The sequence below is a fragment of the Hymenobacter segetis genome, from assembly GCF_054776495.1.
The window spans coordinates 18,052-36,847 of record NZ_BAAHBV010000001.1 but is presented as its reverse complement, the minus strand read 5'-3'; the positions used below and the strand labels follow the sequence as shown (position 1 = coordinate 36,847).

The following is an 18,796-nucleotide window of genomic DNA, read 5'->3' as shown; positions in this document are numbered from 1 at the left end:
CAACGCGGCAACCGGCCAATTATTCTACCCGCCCGGCCCGCGCAAATACCGGGAACGTAGCGGGGCGCGCCTGCGGCCCCCACAGCCGCGTCAGCTCATCGGCCACCAAGGCTACCATATCGGCCCCGTTGTGCTGCCGGGCGTAGTTGGCCGTGGCCGACCAGGTGCGCAGGTAATTCAGCATATCATCTACCGTCCAATGCTTTATCACGGCGAAGCGAGCTTGCTGCACATCGGCAAACGGGAAGGGCAAGTTGGCGTACTCGTTTTCGATGTGGCGGCGGTTGGCATCCCAGTACGGGCCGGAGGTAACGTCGTGGAATTCATCGAGCACCTGGTTAAGCTCGGGTGTTTCGAGGCGGCAGAGCTGGTAGCCCCACTCGGCCAGCACCGCGCCGGGCCGGGCCACGCGGCGCACTTCCCGGTGATAGGCTTCGCTATCGAACCAATGCACGGCCTGGGCCACGGTGATGAGGTCGAAGCGCTGGTCGGGGAAGGGCGTGTGCTCGGCCGTGGCCCGCTGGTAGTGGATGTTGGGGCGCGGCGGAGCCTGCGCTAACTGGTTTTCGCTGAGGTCAGTGGCATCAACTCGCACGAATGAATCGGCCAGCACCGCCGCTACCTGGCCGTTGCCGGTGGCGCAGTCCCAGGCCCGCTCGTGGCCCGGCACCTGGGGCAGCAGCCAGTCGTAGAGCTCGGCGGGGTAGGCAATGCGGTAGCGGGCGTAGTCGGCGGCCTGGGTGGAGAAACGGTCGAGGGTGGGCATGAGGGAAGCGGGTTGGTGGGTTGGCTGCAACAAAAGAACGTCATACAGCGCGCAGCGAAGCATCTTGCCCGCCACCACTAATCCTATTGATTGATTTACTACTGCGGTAAAGATGCTTCGCTTCGCGCTGCATGACGTTACCCAACCCACCAATCCACCACCGCAGAACACCCGCCGCCTGCCGTATCTTTACCCCAAATCAAGCGGTTTGCTGGCCCAGGCATCAAGGTCAGCCCTTCAATAACTTTTACTTAGCTGAACCTTGACGTTTCACGAATTCAACCTCCACGACGACCTGCTTTCTGGCATCGACGCCATGAATTACCAGCAGGCTACCCCCATTCAGGAGCAGGCCATCCCCAAAATCCTCGACGGTAAAGACCTGATTGCCTGCGCCCAGACCGGCACCGGCAAAACCGCCGCCTACCTGCTGCCGCTGCTCGACAAGATTTCGCATGCCAAGCACGGCCACACCACCACCCTCATTCTGGTGCCCACCCGCGAGCTGGCCACCCAGATTGATGAGCAGGTGATGGGCTTCGGCTACTACGTGGAAGCCAGCTCGATAGCCATCTACGGCGGCGGTAAATCGGAGAACTGGGAGCAGCAGAAACGCGCCCTCACCAGCGGCGCTGATATCATCATCGCCACGCCCGGCCGCCTCATTGCGCATTTGCAAATGGGCTACGTGAAGTTCGACCAAATCAAGTACTTAGTACTCGACGAAGCCGACAAGATGATGGACATGGGCTTCAGCGATGACATCTTCAACATCGTGCGCCAGCTACCCAAGGAGCGTCAGACGCTGCTGTTTTCGGCCACCATGCCCAGCAAAATCCGCGACTTCTCGCAGCAGATTCTGCACAACCCCGAGGAAATCCGCCTGGCCGTTTCCAAGCCCGCCGCCGGCATCGACCAGCAGCTCTACATGGCCTACGACCGCCAGAAAATCTACGTCCTCGAACACATCATCAAAACCCAGGACGTGCAGAGCATGGTGCTCTTCACCAGCCAGAAAGCGGCCGTGGGCGGCATTGTGAAGGCGGTGAACAAGCTCGGCATCGAGGCCCGCGGCATCAGCTCCGACCGCACTCAGGAAGAGCGCGAGGAAATCATGCGCGCTTTCAAAAACAAGCAGTTCCCCATTCTGGTAGCTACCGACGTGCTCAGCCGCGGCATCGACATCGACTCGCTGAGCCACGTCGTGAACTACGACATTCCACGTGCCGCTGAAGACTACGTTCACCGCATCGGCCGCACCGCTCGCGCCGCCACCAAAGGCACGGCCATCACCTTCATCTCGGACCAGGACCAGGACCGGGTGCTAAAGATTGAAAAGCTCATCGAGCGCGACCTCGAAAAGCGCGCCATCACCGAGGAGCTGGGCCTGGGCCCCGCCCCGGAGTTTGACCCCAAGCGCTTCGCCGGCCTGGGTGGTAAAATTGGTGGCCGCCCGGCCCGTGGCGGCCACGGAGGCAGCGGCGGAGGTGGCGGCCGTGACCGTGGCCCCCGCCCCGAAGGCGCTGACCGTGGCCCGCGCCGCGAAGGCGGTGGCGGGGGCCGCGATGGCGGACGTGACGGCGGCAAGCCCCGCCGCGATGCCCCCGACCCCAAAGACCCCAAGCACTTGGAGCGCCTCGCCGCCGCCAAAAATGCCCTGGCCGCCCTCGATGCCGGCCACGCCCCCAGCGTGCCCTACCAGCGCCCGCCCCGCCCCGAAGGCGAAGAGCGCCGCGACCGTGGCCCCCGCCCCGAGCGCACCTCGCGCCCGGAAGGTGAAGCTCGTCAGCCGCGTGAACCCCGCGCTCCCCGCCCGGAGGGTGAAGCCCGCCCGCCACGCGAGCCGCGGCCTGAAGGCGAAACGCGCGAGCCTCGCGCAGAGGGTGAGCGCAGCCGCAGCCGCGGAGGTCGCAACCGCAAGCGCGGTCCTCGGCCAGAGGGCTCGGCGGCTCCAGATTCGGGTGCTGCACCGGCCACTCCCGCCGCCGAATAAAGTTGCCTTGAGCATCTATGATAAAAGGCAGCCTCAACAGGCTGCCTTTTATTTTTACGACTGGTTTTTACTGCTTATACGAATGCTTTTCAACAGGTTGGAATCCGTTATTCACGCGGGTACTTCCTCAAGTTCAGGAATTCCTATTGCGCGGAAAAACGCATATGTTTCGTCGTAGAATTCGGGCAGACGAGTTGCATCAGCAGTACTGCCTTCGGGGATGAAAAGTATCATGCCCTGGCGAGCCCGCGTGAGTAATACGCGGTAAGCATTTAGCAGGTAGCGGCGACTGTCGGCAGTGTTGCACTGTTGCCACCGCGTGCCCTTGAACTTGCGATACTGCCAGTAGCCGTGTTGCAACCAGAAATCAGCATCCCAGGCTACGCCTACCCAGTCGAGTTCGAGGCCTTGGATATCAAATTCGGTGGCCACATCCTCCAGGTAATAGGACGAACGAACATCGTCCCGGCCATTGAGAAACCAGACCGGCGCATCAATTTTATCCTTGATATTTAACCCCAATGGTTTGAGCCGGTGCGCGCCCGACGAAGCCACCAAGCCGCATCGTTCAGTGCCGCGGGCCTGCTGCCGGAGCCAGGTTTTTGCCACTTCCAGCCGGCGCGTGATGCGAATGGGATAAACGGCCTCCAGATGCGTTGCGTAGAGCTGCCGCGCCGCCAATAAATCCGCATCAAGCACCGTTTGCACGAAGGCAGCCAACTGTTCGGCCCGGAAAGAGCGGACCGATACCGCCAGATGCAACGCGGCCAATGGTTCGGCCTGCAAGTCATCCAGGCGTGCCACAGCAGCCCCGTCTTTCAGGTAATTGCGGTCGGCGCGAATTCGGTCGGAGTAATAGATTTTCCACTCCGTAAAGCGCGACTCGAAAGCTCGCAGCCATTCTTCAAGCCCCGCTTCGCCGGTATTGATTTCCTGACCGCCACCAATCAGGCACACTACCGTGCACCAGTCGGGGTGCCGGTCCATCACCTCCACCAGAAACTCGGGTTCTGACATATTAAAGTCGGCCTGCCCGCGCTTTTGCTGCATGAATTTGCTGGCCTGCTGAGCCGACCACGCCCGCTGGGCTTCATCAAAAACCGTGACCTTTTCGATGGGTGGACCAGGGTGGCGCAGGGCTTCATCCCGGAAATGGTGAATGTTCTGGATGAAAGAACGCACCTCCGAGATGGCCTGTTTCTTATCGAGGCGATTGCCACGCTGCCGGGCATCCTTCACCTTATCGCGGGCCAGGGCTTCGCGCAATACGTCCACCAGTGGGCCATTACCGGAAAGAAATACGGCATGTTCCTGCTCGTCGGCGTGGGTGCGCTCGTTGGTGATATTGAGGCCGGCCAGGGTTTTGCCCGCGCCCGGCACGCCGGTCACGAAGCAAATGGTTTTGTGGTTCTGTGCCTTGGCTTGGTCGATGATTTCGGCAATGCAAGCGCCTGTTACTGATAGGTTGGCGGCGCCGGCATCGGAGCGGGTGATATCGGCTACTTGATGGCCTTTGTAGAGCGCCTGGGCAGCTTCGATGATGGTGGGCGTGGGCTGATAACCAGCGGCCAGCCACGCTTCAGCACTCAACAGCGTCCCCGTAACAACGGCAGTCCCGGAACGTAGGCAGTCGGCAATCTGGAATGCATTGGCCAACAGGGGTTGGTACAAACCGTCGCTATACGATTGAAACACTAGCGACAGCGCGGTGGCTTGGGTTGCTACCACCACCGGCAAAATGCGGACGTGGTGGCTGCCCGCGTGGAAGTTTTTCAGGTCGAGCGCATAGTCCAGCACTTGGTCCTGAGCGGCGTGGTCATAGCTTGTGCTTCCTACTTTAAATTCGAGCACGAACACCGCATCTGCCAGCAGCACCACCACATCGGCCCGCTTCCCCATGCGTGGAATGGACACTTCAAACAACACGTGGCCATCGGGAAAATCGGCCAGTTCGCGTTTCAGAACCTGAATTTGCTGCTGCCAAGCTCCTTTCTGAAGCTCTTCGAGGGCGTGGGTATGGGCCAGCGCCAGTTCGCCAATTATCCGGTTTTCGTCATGCGTCAGAAAATCCGCTATGGGAGCATGATAATAGGCGCGTTGCATGGTATGCGTTGGGTAGAGTGCAGGCAAAACCAGCAGAAAACCTGCTACGCCCGCTAAACTACTACCCCAGCACCTGCCCCACCCCAAACAGCACCGTGAACACCAGCGTGCTCAGGGCCATTTGCTTCAGCAGCGGGTCGAGCTGCATCGATTCCTGGCGTTGCCATACCTGAATGGCGTTGAAAGCGAACAGCGGCACGGCCAGCGCAAACAGCCACTGCCAGGGCGAATGATATGTGAGCGCCACAAACACCGTGGCACAACCCACGCCCAGCACCAGCAGCAGCCAATGGTAGCGCCGCGCATATATCGGCCCCAGCCGCACCGGAATGGTGATTTTGCCGGCCAGTACATCCGACTTGATATCGCGGATATTGTTCACATTCAGCACCGCCGTGGCGAAGCAGCCCAGCGCGGCGGCCGGCAGCAGCACTTGCAGCGGCAGCGTCCGGGTTTGCAGGAAATACGTGCCGCACACGCCCACAATGCCAAAAAACAGGAACACTGAAATATCGCCAAACCCTGCGTAGCCATACGGGTTGGAGCCCGCCGTGTAGTTCACCGCCGCCCAGATGGCGGCCAGCCCCAGCGCCAGAAACGCCAGAAACAGCCCCAGCCCCGCCGCACCCAGCGCCACCCACAGCAGCGCGAGGCCGCTGCCCAACGCCAGCAAGCCGCAAATCCACATGCCGCGCTTCATCTGGGCTGGGGTGATGGCCCCGCTTTGCACGGCGCGCTGCGGGCCTTCGCGGTGCACGCTATCGGCGCCGTTTTGGGAGTCGCCGTAGTCGTTGGCGAGGTTGCTGAGGACTTGGAGCAGGATGGTAGTGAGGGCCGCCAGGCCCACTACCAGGCCATTGAACTGGCCAACGGCGGCGGCCAGAAATGCCCCGGTGAGGATGCTGGCGAGGGCTAGTGGCAGCGTGCGGGGGCGGAATGCAGATATCCAAGGAGACATGGCAAAGGGAAATCAGACGGCAAAAAAGAACGTCATGCTCATCTGGCGTCTGCGAAGCCGAAGCATCTCTACCGCTTCGTTGCAACGACGAAATTAGTTGCGCGGTAGAGATGCTTCGGCTTTGCGGACGCCAGATGAGCATGACGTTCTGATAAATCAGAGACGACAGAAAACTATTTCGTGATATCGGCCACCAGCTCGGGGCTCAGGGGCGTCACTTTCGAGTTGTAGAATTTCACAACGTGGCCCTTTTCATCAACCAGGTATTTGCAGAAATTCCAGTTCGGCGCGTCAGATACCGCACCGTTTTTGGTCTTGTCCGACAGGTATTTGTAGAGCGGCGTAGCGTCATCACCTTTCACGGCTACGGTTTCGAATAGTGGGAAGGTCACGCCGTAGTTTTTCTCACAAAATGAGGCTACTTCAGCGTTCGAGGCCAACTCCTGGTTGAAGCTGTTCGAAGGGAAGCCAAGGACAACCACCTTATTGCCGTACTTTTTCGACAGTTCCTCCAACTCCTTATACTGCGGAGTGAAACCGCATTTCGAGGCGGTGTTCACAATCAGCAGCTTTTTGCCTTTGTACTTGCTCAGTTTCACTTCCTTGCCGTCGATGGATTTCACAGTGAAATCATACACGGAAGCGGGAGCGGCGGTGGTTTCAGCGGGTGCAGTCATGGCGGTGGGGGGGGCGGGTTTAGCAGCGATGAAAACCACGGCCGTGGCGGCAGTGGCCAGCGTGAGAAGAAGGGAATTTTTCATGAGTTGAAGGTAAGAGTTTGCGCAGTTGCGTGCGTAACCATACGAAGGTCAATAGGGTTTCGGACTCTGGATTGTAGCGCGGACTTTTAGTCCGCGAGTCGGAACGTTGAATTCGCGGACTACAAAGTCCGCGCTACACTCAGGTAGTCGGCGGCGTGAGCCACTTCTCCAGCTGCACTGGCTTATATGCGGCCATTTGCTTCAACAACTCCTGCGGGTCGGCCGATTGCAGGAGCTGGGCGCGGTTTTCGGCGCGCAACAGCTGGTCGTCGCGCATGCGGTCGAGGGACTGGAGGAGCAGGTCGTAGTAGCCGTCCACGTTCAGCAGGGCCACGGGCTTCTGGTGCAGGCCGAGCTGGCCCCAGGTCAACACTTCGAACAGCTCTTCGAGGGTGCCGTAGCCGCCGGGCATGGCAATGAAGCCATCGGCGCGGTCGGCCATCATGAGCTTGCGCTCGTGCATGGATTTCACGACGTGCAACTCGGTGCAGCCTTTGTGGGCCAACTCCTTAGCATCCAGAAAATCAGGAATCACGCCGATAACCTGGCCGCCGAGGGCGAGTACCGCATCGGCGATGGTGCCCATGAGGCCCACGCGGCCACCGCCGTACACCAGCGTGAGGCCCTGGGCCACCATAGCGGCGGCCAGAGACTGCGCCTGGGTGATGTAGTTCGGGTTGGTTCCGGCGCTGGAACCGCAGTAAACGGCAATGCTTTTCATATGATGAACTGTAGCGTGGACTCTGCGAGTCCGCGCTTGGATGGTTATGTTCGGGCGATGCGCGGACTCGCAGAGTCCACGCTACATGCGCTCGGGCACCTGCATCCCCAGTAGCTTGAGCGACTGCTTAATCTGCTCCCCTACCCGAGCTGATAGCGCCACCCGCAGGCTACGCTTGGCCACGTCGGTTTCCTGGAAAATTGACACTTCGGCATAAAACCGATTGTAAGCCTTCGCCAAGTCATAAGCATACTGCGCGATGACGGCGGGCGAAAGGTTGCGGGCCGCTTCGGCCACCACGGAATCGTAGCGGGCCAGCTCCTGCACTAGCTCGCGCTCAGTGCCTTCGAGGCTGGTGATGCTGCTCCAATCGGCAGTTTCGTCAATGCCCAGCTCGGCGGCTTTGCGGCGGATGGCGGCGATGCGAGCGTGCGAATACTGAATGAACGGGCCGGTGTGGCCTTCGAGGCTCACGGACTCTTCGGGATTGAAGAGCATGCGCTTCTTGGGGTCCACTTTCAGCAGGTAATATTTCAGCGCGCCTAGGCCCAGCATGTGGTAAAGCTCTTCCAGCTCAGCATCGCTGAGGCCTTCGGTTTTGCCCTTTTCGAGGGTGGCGGCTTTGGCGGCGGCGATTACGTCGCGCACCAGCTCGTCGGCATCGACTACGGTGCCTTCGCGCGATTTCATTTTGCCGGAGGGCAAATCGACCATGCCGTAGCTGAGGTGGTGGATGGCGTCGGCGTAGGGCTTGCCCAGCTTTTTGAGCGTGGCTTGCAGCACCTGCATATGGTAGTTCTGCTCGTCGGCGATGACGTAGATGCTGCTGTCGTAGCCGAAATCCTGGTACTTGAGTTCGGCCGTACCCAGGTCCTGGGTGATGTAGACGCTGGTGCCGTCGGCGCGGAGCAGGAGCTTTTCGTCGAGGCCCTCGGCCTGCAAATCGACCCAAACCGAGCCGTTTTCCTTCTTGAAGAACACGCCTTTTTCGAGGCCTTCTTCTACCCGCTCCTTGCCCAGCAGGTAGGTTTCGGACTCGTAGTAATACTGGTCGAAATCGACACCAATATTCTTATAAGTCTCGTCGAATCCTTCGTACACCCAGCCGTTCATTAGGCTCCAGAGGGCTTTCACTTCGGCATCGCCGGCTTCCCAGGCTTGCAGCATCTGCTGGGCCTCAGTCATGAGCGGGGCGCTTTTCTTGGCGATGTCAGTGGTCACGCCTTCGGCTTCGAGCTGCTTGATTTCTTCGCGGTAGTGCTTCTCAAACAGCACGTAGTACTTGCCGGCGAGGTGGTCGCCCTTCAGGCCGGAACTCGCGGGGGTTTCGCCCTGGCCGAAGTGCTGGTAGGCAATCATCGACTTGCAGATGTGGATGCCGCGGTCGTTCACCAGGTTGGCTTTGGTGACGGTGGCGCCGGTGGCTTTCAGAATCTCGGCCACCGAGTAGCCCAGGAAATTATTGCGCAGGTGGCCCAGGTGCAGGGGCTTGTTGGTGTTGGGCGAGGAGTATTCGACCACCACCTTTTGCGGGCCTTCGGTGGCCACGGACGCGGTGGCAGGCTGGGCGCGCAGCTGCTCAAACACGGCCAGCCACTCGGCATCGGCAATTTCGAGGTTCAGGAAGCCTTTCACCACGTTGTAGCCGCTCACGCGGGGCTCGTGGGCTTTCAGCCACTCGCCCAGGGCCTGGCCGATTTGCTCCGGCCCCTTGCCAAAGGCCTTGGTGAGCGGGAACGTGACGAGGGTGAAGCTGCCGGCAAACTCCTTGCGCGTGGGCTGGAGCGTGAGGCTGGCGGTGGGGATTTCAACGCCAAAAACTGCCTGAGCGGCGGTTTGCAGGGCGGTTTTGAGGGAGGATTCTAACTGTTGCACGGGGCAAAGGTACGGGCTGGCGGTAAGCGTACCCCTGCCCCCTTTCCAAAAAGCGGGAGCACCGGCTTCGGTTTTCGCCGGCTGCCAGCGGCAGGGTATTCCAGCGCTGCGCCCTGACCCATGGCCAACGGAAAGGGCTGACAGGGGCGTTCGGCGAAATGGCGGTATTTTGCCAGCTCTCTCTCCCACCCGCTCCCGTTCATGTCCCGTATCCTTCCCACCATCGTGGGGGCGCAGTTCTGCTGCACCTCGCTGTGGTTTGCCGGCAATGCCGTAGCGCCCGATATGGCGGCGCGCCTGCACCAGGGGCCCGATTTTGTGGCCGCGCTCACCAGTGCCGTGCAGCTGGGCTTCATTGCCGGCACCCTGGCCTTTGCCCTGCTGGCCGTGGCCGACCGCTTTTCGCCGTCGCGGGTATTCGCGCTGAGCGCGGCGCTGGCGGCGCTCTGCAACCTGGGGCTGGTGCTGCCGGGGCTGCCGGTGGCGGGGCTGCTGGCCTGCCGGGTGCTCACGGGGTTTTTCCTGGCCGGCATCTACCCAGTGGGCATGAAAATAGCGGCCGACTACTATGAGGCCGGGCTGGGCCGCTCGCTGGGCTGGCTGGTAGGGGCGCTGGTGCTGGGCACCGCGTTTCCGCACTTGCTCAAGAGCATGGGCGGCCAGTTGCCTTGGCAGGCGGTGGCCTGGGCTACCTCTGGCCTGGCGCTGCTAGGCGGCGCAGCCCTGCTGCTGCTGGTGCCCGATGGCCCCTACCGCCGGGCCGGCGCGCGCCCGGCACTCACGGCATTTCTGGCGGGGTTCCGGCAGCCGGCATTCCGGGCGGCGGCGTTTGGCTACTTCGGGCACATGTGGGAGCTCTACACGTTCTGGGCCTTCGTGCCGGTGGTGCTGGCGGCCTTCAATGCCCGGCACGCGGGGGCGGGGCTGCCGGTGCCGCTGCTTTCGTTCGGCATAATTGGCGGGGGCAGCCTGGCCTGCGTGGGCGCGGGGCTACTGGCCCGGCGGCTGGGGCCGGCGCGGGTCGCGACCGGGGCATTGGCGCTGTCGGGCGGCTGCTGCCTGGCCTCGGGCCTGGTGCTGGGCACGGGCTCGGGGGCGATGCTGGGGGCTTTTTTGGGTTTCTGGGGGCTGGTGGTGGTGGCCGATTCGCCGATGTTTTCGACCCTGGTGGCCCGGCACGCCCCCGCCGATACGCGCGGGGCCGCCCTGACCATCGTCAACTGCCTGGGCTTTGCCCTCACCATTGTCAGCGTGCAGCTCACCAGCCGGCTGGTACCGCTCCTGCCGCCGCACCTGCTGCTGCTGCCGCTGGCCGTGGGGCCGGCGCTGGGGTTGTGGGCGCTATGGCGGGGCCGGCAGGAGTAGAGGCCTGAGGGATGGGCATAGGACGCTTCCCCGGCCTCCCGCCCCCGCCGGCCGAATACCCCCCGAAACTTGAAGCAACAGAAAGCCCCGTCAGTGTCTGGCGGGGCTTTCTGTTGCTGGCAATAACTAATGCGCGCTTTTTTTAACGCAACTTCAATAGCTAACTTTTATATCCTTGATTACAATAAGGATGAACGATTTGACCATTAGAAACACTTCCTAGTCCACCCTCCCTTCTGGGTATTATATGGTCATAAGAAGCTGACTTTGTTTGGTCCAGGTACCCTCCACAAATCGAACATTTTTGAGCCGAACCAAGCGCCATATTAATAAAAATCTTACTCTTGGTAGTTTCGCTAAAAGTGGTAGATGTAGTTTTATCTCCACCTATGACAATCTTACCAAGGAGGCCTGCCCAATCCACTAAATCTTCCTCTGACACTATTTTACCAGATTTTATATTTATAAAAATATTACTTATTATTAGTGCATATGTATTAGTTCTTCTTCTGGAGCTAACCTTTTGCAGTATAGTTGAAATGAGTTCTTTATTCTGAACTAAACACTTCTCAATTTGCTCCCTAACGGAAGTGAATTGTTTGAAAAAGTTATTGTCATTATTAAGAATTTTTAGATTAAGAAATTTTGCAGTTCCTAAAAACAGTGGTGCAGAATGAACTCCGCTCGGTCCATAAAAATAGATTGCAGGGTGTAATCCCAAGCTTCCATGCTCATTTCCTGTAAATCTGTCACTGAGTTTACGTGCCTTTTTCAGCACTTCGATAGTTGAATCTCCCGATTCATCATTTTCACCTGACTCAATAGAAGCAATTACAATGCTTCGTCCGACCTGCTTCATTGCTGCTATACCTAGATAGTCAATCATTAATTGTAGAGCAGACCTAATTCCTTTTGCTCCACCTAATGGCAATTCCAAGGTTTTTATAACAGATGGAACTTCGGGGTCAAAAAGTGTTCTATGCAACACTCTAGCTAGCTCCTCAATTTGCGCAGCTTTGTCAGCAGGAAAAGCAGACCAGTACTTATTGCCTTTACCAGCGCGAATAATTGCACGAGCAGCAATAGCAATTGGTCGATGGCGATACCTTAATAACATTTCTTCCATGTCATCAAGCGCCGTCCCTTGGCTATTTATCTTGAAGAATGAAGATTCCGCTTTGCCAGCATCTCCACTAACCCACTGCAATTGCAAAGTCCGAGTTATTATTGATTGTGTTTGAGCATTAAAGTCCGAATTATCAATACGATTTTTGAAATGCTGATATGTTCCTATTGATTCCGCTACCAACTTCCTCGTCTTTGCAGCAGCTTTAAGTTGATTTTCAGACATTGCATCTCCGAAATACTTTACAGACAAAGGGCCATCACCATAATCATCCTCAGTCCAGGCTTTTAAGACACTTAATCTGTGTCCTCCGTCGATAACAAATAAAAATATTGGTGCTTTCCATAGAATAACCGAAGGGATTAAATCACCGTTTAGAAAGCATTCTAAAAGTGATACAACTTGCTCGGGCGTCCAATGGCTTGTTTCGCGCTGAAAATCCGGCTTTCTCAGTATTTTGCCCGTCATTCCATCTCTAGACAGGTCTCTGATAGATATGCCTGTTATAGTTTCATATGAGTTTTCATTCTCTTGATTTTGAGCAAAATCGGCTCTAGAAAGCATTGCATCCAGATTAACGAGATTTTTAGGGATGGCCATTTGAAGAAAGGTTTAGAGTTAAGAGATAAAAGTAGGGTTATATTAAGTGTTAGTACCATAAGACTAAAAAAGATTAGAAATGTATCTAAAAAAGCCCCGCCAGCTACTGGCGGGGCTTGTTGTTTCTTCAGCAGTGGGGGCTTACGGCTTGGTTTCGGTGTCGCCTTTCGGCCCGCCCCCGCCGAGGATAATGAGCTTGGTGTAGCCCTGGAACCGCTCCCAGACGGCGTGCTTGGTAGGCGAGCTTTGGTAGGGCTTGAGCTGCACGCGGATTTCCTTGATGAGGTTGGCGTTGCGGGCCAGCAGGTGGGGGCTTCTATCTTCGCCGCATCGCACGGTTATTCCACCTCACCTCGGCTAGTCCCTAAAAAGACGAAACCCCGGCTGCTGGACACAACCGGGGTTTCAAAGAAGCAGGTGGATTCAGCACCTAACTTCTTTTCTCCACATGAGAAATAAGCGTGTGTTAAAACTACTTCAGGCAGTCAGTAAGGCTGTTTTGATGGGAGTGGCAAGCGGTGTAGGGAAGGCCATTGGCCTGTTCCTGCTCACGCAGCTGCTCCGGTAGTTTGGGTAAGGGGCTGGGCCATGTGCTCGGCCCCTTATTTTTTATAGGGTACGATGCAAAGGTACAGGATGTTTACAAATAATTCGGGTCCCTTTCTACGGCACTGGCAACAACTACTATTGGCCCGTCCTATGCCTCGCCGCAAACGCTCAACTCATTGCCATTCGGGTCGGTGAAATGGAACCGACGGCCACCCGGGAAGGAAAATATTGGCTTGCTGATGATGCCCCCGGCCGCTTCCACTGCGGCTTGAGACTCCTCCAGCGCATCGGCCCAGAGCACTACTAGTGGGCTGCTGGGCGGCACGCTTTCGGCGCGATAAAAACCACCCGATAGTTGCCCGTCCTCAAAGGCCACGTAATCGGGCCCATAATCCTCGAATGACCACCCGAAAGCCTGGGCGTAGAATCGTTTTGTCGCGGCTAAGTCGGTGGCCGGGAACTCGACGTAGAAGACGGAATTGTTGATTGGTTTGCTCATTTTGGGAAAGGACGGTGGGGTGAGGGGGTTTAGAATGTCTGTCATCCTGAGCACAGCGAAGGACCTTATCACGTTTAAACAACTTGTTCAGACGTGATAAGGTCCTTCGCTGCGCTCAGGATGACAGACGTTTTAAGCCGTTTCAATGAATATTAAGAACCGCAATTATAAGAGCCACCAGCTACTACCGGCTCACCACTTCCTCCAGCCGCAGTCGGCGCTCAATCGCATCTGTCGCCTTCTCCAGGATATTGAAGGCATTCTTCGCCATTGTGTTCCCATTGTCCAGCGTGGGGTTGATTTCGACCATTTCGAAGCACACCACCCGGTCGTTTTCCAGCAGGTCCTGGCAGAGGTTTTCGGCTTCGGAGAGGTAGAGGCCATCCTCCACGGGCGTGCCCGTGCCGATGCTGAAGCTCGAATCGAGGCTGTCGACATCGAAGGAAATGTAAACCAGGTCGCAGAAGCGCAGGTGCTCGTAAATCTCGCGGGTGAGTTGGCGCGAGCCTTTGGCCTTGATTTCGGGTAGTTTTATCCACTTGATGCCCAGCTCGGCGATGAGGGCATCTTCCTCCTCCTCGGTGTCGCGCACCACCACGTACACCAGGTGCTCGGGCGTGAGCTTGGGGCCGGGCTCGCCCAGGTTTTGCAGGCGGCGCCAGAAGAACTCCGTTTCCGCGTCGGGCATGTTGCGCTGGTGGGCCAGGTTGTCCACGCCCAGCGCGGCGGCCAGGGGCATGCCGTGCACGTTGCCGCTGGGCGTGGTGTAGGGCGAGTGGATGTCGGCGTGGGCATCAATCCAAATCACGCCCAGCGTTTTGGTGGGGTACGCGGACTTGATGCCGGCAATGGTGGCATTGGCGCTGCTGTGGTCGCCGGCCAGTACCAGCGGGAACTCGCCGAAGCGCAGCGTCTGCTCCACGGTGGCGGCAATGCCCTTCTGCACGGTATAAATGGCGTCGATGTGCTTGGCGAACGGAAACGGCGTTTTGTCGAACAGCACGTGGTTCAAATCGGGCACGACCACGGAGTTGAACCGGCGGAAATAGTCGGAGCCTTTGTTGAGGCAGGCCACGCGCAGGGCGTCGATGCCCATGCCGGCCCCGCGGGTTCCCGCCCCGAGCTCGGAGCGGACTTCCAGTAATTTGATGCGTTTCATCGGAGGGTGGGAATTGGGGTAAGCAGGTTGGCGGCATCGTTCCAAAACAGCCTTGCGGCGGTCTTCGAGCGCTGCCTTGCGGCAGAAGAATCTGCCGTAGCCAAGTCGCTAATCATCCATCGTCACGATGCGGGGCGGGATACTGCAAGAACAACCAACGGTTCCCGGCCAATATCCTAACCCCGGCGGTACTTTTGTCCCGCCCGCCGTAAAGGTCGGATATTTCCCGCTGCATTCAAAAATCCCGAATGGATACGTACCACGACCTCATCTCCCAAACCTTCGATTTCCCCACCGCCGATTTCACCGTGCAGGACCACGAGCTGCAATTCCACGGCATCGACCTCATGGGCCTCGTCGAGAAATACGGCACCCCGCTGCGCCTCACCTACCTACCCAAAATCAGCTCCCAGATTCAGCGGGCCAAGAAATGGTTTGCCGACGGCATCGCCAGCACCGGTTACACCGGCTCCTATTCCTACGCCTACTGCACCAAGTCGTCGCACTTTCGCTTCGTGCTCGAAGAGGCCCTGAAAAACGACATCCACCTCGAAACCTCGTCGTGGTTCGACATCAGCATCATCCGCAACCTGCACGCCCAGGGCAAGGTCGATAAGCAGAAGCACATCATCTGCAACGGCTTCAAGCCCGAAGCCTACAAAAAGGAAATCGCCGACCTGATTAACGACGGGTTCGTGAACTGCATGCCCATCATCGATTCGCCCAACGAAATCGAATACTACCACGACCACGTGCGCGAAAACGTGAACATCGGCATGCGCCTGGCTTCGGATGAGGAGCCGCGCTTCCAGTTCTACACCTCGCGCCTGGGCGTGCGCTACGCCGATGCCGTGCCCATCTACGAGCAGCGCATCAAGGACGACCCGCGCTTCACGCTCACCATGCTGCACTACTTCATCAGCACGGGCATCAAGGACACGTCCTATTATTGGTCCGAGCTGAGCCGCTTCGTGCACAAGTATTGCGAGCTGCGCAAGGTGTGCCCCACCCTCACCACCATTGATATCGGCGGCGGCCTGCCCATCCAAACCAGCATCCAGCCCGACTACGACTACCCCTACATGGTGGCCGAAATCCTGCGCACCATCCAGCGCATCTGCGCCCAGGAAGGCGTGCCCGAGCCCCACATTTTCACCGAGTTCGGCATCTTCACCGTGGGCGAAAGCGGGGCCACCATCTACAGCATCCTCGACGAAAAGCTGCAGAACGACAAGGAGCTCTGGTACATGATTGACGGCTCGTTCATCACCAATCTGCCCGACACCTGGGCCCTCAACCAGCGCTTCATCATGCTGGCCCTCAACGGCTGGGAAAAGCAATACAAGAAAATCCAGCTCGGCGGCCTCACCTGCGATTCGCAGGACTACTACAACTCCGAGAAGCACATCTACCAGACCTTCCTGCCCGAGCGCAAACCGGCCGATGCCCAGCCGCTCTACGTCGGCTTCTTCCACACTGGCGCGTATCAGGAGAGCCTCAGCGGCTACGGCGGCATCAAGCACTGCCTCATCCCCGCCCCCCAGCACATCATCCTCGACCGCGCCGAGGACGGCACCCTCACCGATACCGTTTTCGCGCCCCAGCAGGAAGCCGGCAGCATGATGCGGATTCTCGGATACGAATAATTCAATTTCGGCGTTAAGGAGTTGTAGCGAAATATTAGGCTGCCTGCTTATCTTTGAAGCCCAACCCCGCAACCCCTCACCCGTTTTTATATAATTATGAAAAAGTACGTTCTGCTCGCCGCCGGCTTCGCGGCCCTCTCCCTGGGCGCCTGCAATCGCCAGAAGTGCCCCGCCTACAGCAGCACTAAGGAAGCCAACCGCGTTTCCTCGCCCATCACGGCCAGTGCGGCTACCCCGGCGGCCCGCCAGTAGCGCTTTCGATTTTCGATGTAAAAAAGGCCGGCTTCCCACGTGGGAGGCCGGCCTTTTTTTATGGCTTCTTGATTTGGTAACGCCTGATGAAGCCCATCTTATCAGTTGAGTTGGGCCCGAAAACCGACACCTCCGTGTAGGTCGGAAACCGGCGGTATGTAGTGATGCTGTCACTGCCCGCCGCCTTCACCACCGAATCCCCCACCTGAATATATTGCTGCCCGGCGGCGGTCAGGGCCAGGGCCTGGGTTTCGCCAGTGGCCAGCTTCACCTTTTGAATTCCGTGGGAATAGGACAAGACTTTCTCTACGCGGCTGGCTAATTGCAGGGCTTTGTAGCGTTCGATTTCGCGCTTGCTATTAGTCGTAGTAGTGAAGTAAAAAACCACCTGCCCCAGGATGACACAGGCCAGCAAAAACAGCATGTTGCGGTTTTTGGCTAGCCAACCTGGCTTTGTCTCGGTGACTGTCATTGCCCTAAGATAACAGTCGTGGCTGCCCGCAAGTCGGCAACGTGGGGCGAGAAATCAACAGCTTCTTCGTGCCCCACCAAGATACCGCGCACGCCGATGTTGGCCCCGGCCTCCATGTCGCGGAGTCGGTCGCCCACTATCCAGCACTGCGTCACGTCGAGGTTGAAGCGGGCCACGGCTTTTTCCAGCATGGCGGAGCCGGGCTTGCGCATGATAGAGTCACTCACGCTCGGGTGAGCATCGCTGAAATAGAGGGCGTCAATCACGTTATCGCAGGCGGCTTGCAGCTTGGCGTGGCAGGCGTGGACTTCGGCAGCAGTGTAGAGTTTTTTGGCGATGCCGGCCTGGTTGGTGACGACGATGAGCAGGTAGCCGGCGGCTTTGAGGCGGGCCAGGCTTTCGGGCACGCCGGGGCAGATGCTGAATTCCTCCAGCTGCCACACGTAGTGACCAATTTCTTCGTTTAGCACGCCGTCGCGGTCGAGAAAAACGGCTTTGTTTTTTGTTGTCATTGTGACAAAGCTACGGGTGCCCCGCAGGATACCGACGGTACCTTTGCCACTTCCCTTTGCGCAACGACACCATGAAAATTGCCATCATCGGCGGCGGCATCAGCGGCCTCACCCTAGCCTGGTACCTGCAAAAAAACGGCGTGGCCTACGACCTGTTCGAGGCCGATGCCCGGCCCGGCGGCAACCTGCGCAGCTGGGCCACGCCCGAAGGCTACCTGCTCGAAACCGGCCCCAACTCGCTGCAACTAAGCGCCGAGCTGGAAGAGCTGTTGGCCGACCTCGGCCTCACCGACCAGATTCAGGAAGCCGCCGCCGTGAGCCAGCACCGCTACGTGCTGCGCGACGGCCGCTACCAGATTATGCCCGGCTCGCCCCCTGCCTTGCTCACCAACGGCTTTTTCAGCCTAAAAGCCAAGTGGCAGCTGCTGAAAGAATTCCGCCAGCCTGTCGCCCCCATCGACCCGCAGGAAACCGTAGCCCACTTTTTCCGCCGACGCTTCGGCCCCGAAATCGTGGATTACGCCGTCAATCCCTTCATGGCCGGCATCTACGCCGGCGACCCCGAAAAGCTGCTCATCAACAAAACCTTCAAGCAGCTGCCGGCGCTGGAACAGCAATACGGCTCGGTGCTGCGCGGGCTGATGAAAAGCGGCAAGGGTGCAGGCCGTCGCCGCATTATCAACCTCAAAAAAGGCGTTCAAACCATAACTGATACGCTGGCGGCCAAACTCTCCAACTACCAGCCCGCTACTACCGTCACGGCCATTTCCCGCGCCACCGATGGCACGTATCAGCTGGAGCTGAAGGGGCCGCAGGGCCTGGAGGCCGCGCCCGGCTACACGCATCTAGCGCTGGCGCTGCCCGCCTACGCCGCCGCGCCGCTACTGGAACCGTTGTTTCCGCAAGCGGCTGCCGCGCTGGCGGTCGTGAATTATCCGCCGATGGCGGCCGTGTTCTCGGCCTACGACCGGACCGCCGTGGTGCACTCGCTCAACGGTTTCGGGGCGCTGCACCCCAAGGTGGAGGGGACCTACGCGGCCGGCTCCGTCTGGACCAGCAGCATCTACCCCAACCGGGTACCGGCCGGGCAGGTGCTCTTCACTACGTTTGTGGGTGGAACGCAATACGAGGATGCCGCCCGCCAACCCGAAGAGGCACAAAAAGCGGCCGTGCACGCTGAACTGAGCAAGTTTTACGGCATCACAGGCGCGCCGCGCTGGCAGGGGCGCTACGCGTGGCCGCGCAGCATTCCGCAGTTTGATGCGCGCATTGTGGAGGCCCACCGCGCCGCCGACGCCCTCGAAGCCGAGCATATTGTGGCCGTGGCCAACTGGCGCGTGGGCGTGAGCGTACCCGATTGCATTCGCCAGGCGCGGATGCGGGCGGGCCTCTTAGCAGCTGAGAAATAGCTCTTTTTACCTTGGCTGCTCCTGGTTAGC

General features: G+C 58.8%; 17 protein-coding genes. 5 read left to right on the top strand and 12 right to left on the bottom strand.

Features of this window, described 5'->3' with window-relative positions:
- Positions 1-19 precede the first annotated feature (19 nt).
- Complete coding sequence (locus ACYU70_RS00160; protein ID WP_342299758.1) at positions 20-766, bottom strand: class I SAM-dependent methyltransferase; 747 nt, start codon at positions 764-766, stop codon at positions 20-22.
- 316 nt (positions 767-1,082) lie between these two features.
- On the opposite strand from ACYU70_RS00160, the gene ACYU70_RS00155 reads away from it, so the two are divergent.
- Positions 1,083-2,759, top strand: a complete 1,677-nt coding sequence (locus ACYU70_RS00155; protein ID WP_425293338.1) for a DEAD/DEAH box helicase — start codon at positions 1,083-1,085, stop codon at positions 2,757-2,759.
- 111 nt (positions 2,760-2,870) lie between these two features.
- On the opposite strand, the gene ACYU70_RS00150 is transcribed toward ACYU70_RS00155, so the two are convergent.
- The 5 genes from ACYU70_RS00150 to argS all read right to left on the bottom strand — a co-directional run bounded on the left by ACYU70_RS00150 (position 2,871) and on the right by argS (position 9,177).
- Positions 2,871-4,862, bottom strand: a complete 1,992-nt coding sequence (locus ACYU70_RS00150) for a DUF2075 domain-containing protein (protein WP_342299760.1) — start codon at positions 4,860-4,862, stop codon at positions 2,871-2,873.
- 61 nt (positions 4,863-4,923) lie between these two features.
- Positions 4,924-5,820: a 1,4-dihydroxy-2-naphthoate polyprenyltransferase gene (locus ACYU70_RS00145; RefSeq protein ID WP_342299761.1), complete on the bottom strand. Its 897-nt coding sequence runs from the start codon at positions 5,818-5,820 to the stop codon at positions 4,924-4,926.
- Positions 5,821-5,993: 173 nt separating this feature from the next.
- The gene (locus ACYU70_RS00140) at positions 5,994-6,581 is read right to left on the bottom strand and encodes a glutathione peroxidase (RefSeq protein WP_342299762.1); all 588 of its coding nucleotides are present in this window, start codon (positions 6,579-6,581) and stop codon (positions 5,994-5,996) included.
- Between the two features lie 139 nt (positions 6,582-6,720).
- Positions 6,721-7,302 carry an LOG family protein gene (locus tag ACYU70_RS00135; RefSeq protein ID WP_342299763.1) on the bottom strand — a complete coding sequence of 194 codons (582 nt, stop codon included), beginning with the start codon at positions 7,300-7,302 and terminating at the stop codon, positions 6,721-6,723.
- Positions 7,303-7,383: 81 nt separating this feature from the next.
- Positions 7,384-9,177, bottom strand: coding sequence for an arginine--tRNA ligase (gene argS / locus ACYU70_RS00130; protein ID WP_342299765.1), 1,794 nt, complete (start codon positions 9,175-9,177; stop codon positions 7,384-7,386).
- 201 nt (positions 9,178-9,378) lie between these two features.
- Here argS and ACYU70_RS00125 point away from each other — a divergent pair, with 201 nt between their 5' ends.
- Positions 9,379-10,542, top strand: coding sequence for an MFS transporter (locus tag ACYU70_RS00125; protein ID WP_342299767.1), 1,164 nt, complete (start codon positions 9,379-9,381; stop codon positions 10,540-10,542).
- A gap of 160 nt (positions 10,543-10,702) precedes the next feature.
- Here ACYU70_RS00125 and ACYU70_RS00120 read toward each other — a convergent pair whose 3' ends face one another.
- From ACYU70_RS00120 to ACYU70_RS00105, 4 genes are all read right to left on the bottom strand, one after another.
- Entirely contained in the window at positions 10,703-12,268 is a 1,566-nt protein-coding gene (locus ACYU70_RS00120; protein ID WP_342299769.1) for an HNH endonuclease family protein, read from the bottom strand.
- A 141-nt stretch (positions 12,269-12,409) separates the two neighbouring features.
- Complete coding sequence (locus ACYU70_RS00115) at positions 12,410-12,604, bottom strand: hypothetical protein (protein WP_342299771.1); 195 nt, start codon at positions 12,602-12,604, stop codon at positions 12,410-12,412.
- 361 nt (positions 12,605-12,965) lie between these two features.
- Entirely contained in the window at positions 12,966-13,316 is a 351-nt protein-coding gene (locus ACYU70_RS00110; RefSeq protein ID WP_342299772.1) for a VOC family protein, read from the bottom strand.
- A 184-nt stretch (positions 13,317-13,500) separates the two neighbouring features.
- The gene (locus ACYU70_RS00105; RefSeq protein WP_342299773.1) at positions 13,501-14,475 is read right to left on the bottom strand and encodes an arginase; all 975 of its coding nucleotides are present in this window, start codon (positions 14,473-14,475) and stop codon (positions 13,501-13,503) included.
- Between the two features lie 248 nt (positions 14,476-14,723).
- Between ACYU70_RS00105 and ACYU70_RS00100 the strand changes: the two genes are divergently transcribed.
- On the top strand, positions 14,724-16,121 hold the full coding sequence (locus ACYU70_RS00100) for a type III PLP-dependent enzyme domain-containing protein (RefSeq protein WP_342299775.1): 1,398 nt from the start codon (positions 14,724-14,726) through the stop codon (positions 16,119-16,121).
- Positions 16,122-16,217: 96 nt separating this feature from the next.
- Positions 16,218-16,373, top strand: a complete 156-nt coding sequence (locus ACYU70_RS00095; RefSeq protein ID WP_198070108.1) for a hypothetical protein — start codon at positions 16,218-16,220, stop codon at positions 16,371-16,373.
- Between the two features lie 58 nt (positions 16,374-16,431).
- On the opposite strand, the gene ACYU70_RS00090 is transcribed toward ACYU70_RS00095, so the two are convergent.
- Positions 16,432-16,845, bottom strand: a complete 414-nt coding sequence (locus ACYU70_RS00090) for a hypothetical protein (protein ID WP_460615859.1) — start codon at positions 16,843-16,845, stop codon at positions 16,432-16,434.
- Entirely contained in the window at positions 16,842-17,357 is a 516-nt protein-coding gene (locus ACYU70_RS00085; RefSeq protein WP_342299778.1) for a D-glycero-alpha-D-manno-heptose-1,7-bisphosphate 7-phosphatase, read from the bottom strand. Before ACYU70_RS00085 ends, ACYU70_RS00090 begins: the two co-directional genes overlap by 4 nt.
- Before the next feature lie 71 nt (positions 17,358-17,428).
- Between ACYU70_RS00085 and hemG the strand changes: the two genes are divergently transcribed.
- A complete protein-coding gene (gene hemG / locus ACYU70_RS00080; RefSeq protein WP_342299779.1) occupies positions 17,429-18,766 on the top strand; it encodes a protoporphyrinogen oxidase in 1,338 nt (445 codons plus the stop codon).
- Positions 18,767-18,796 lie beyond the last annotated feature (30 nt).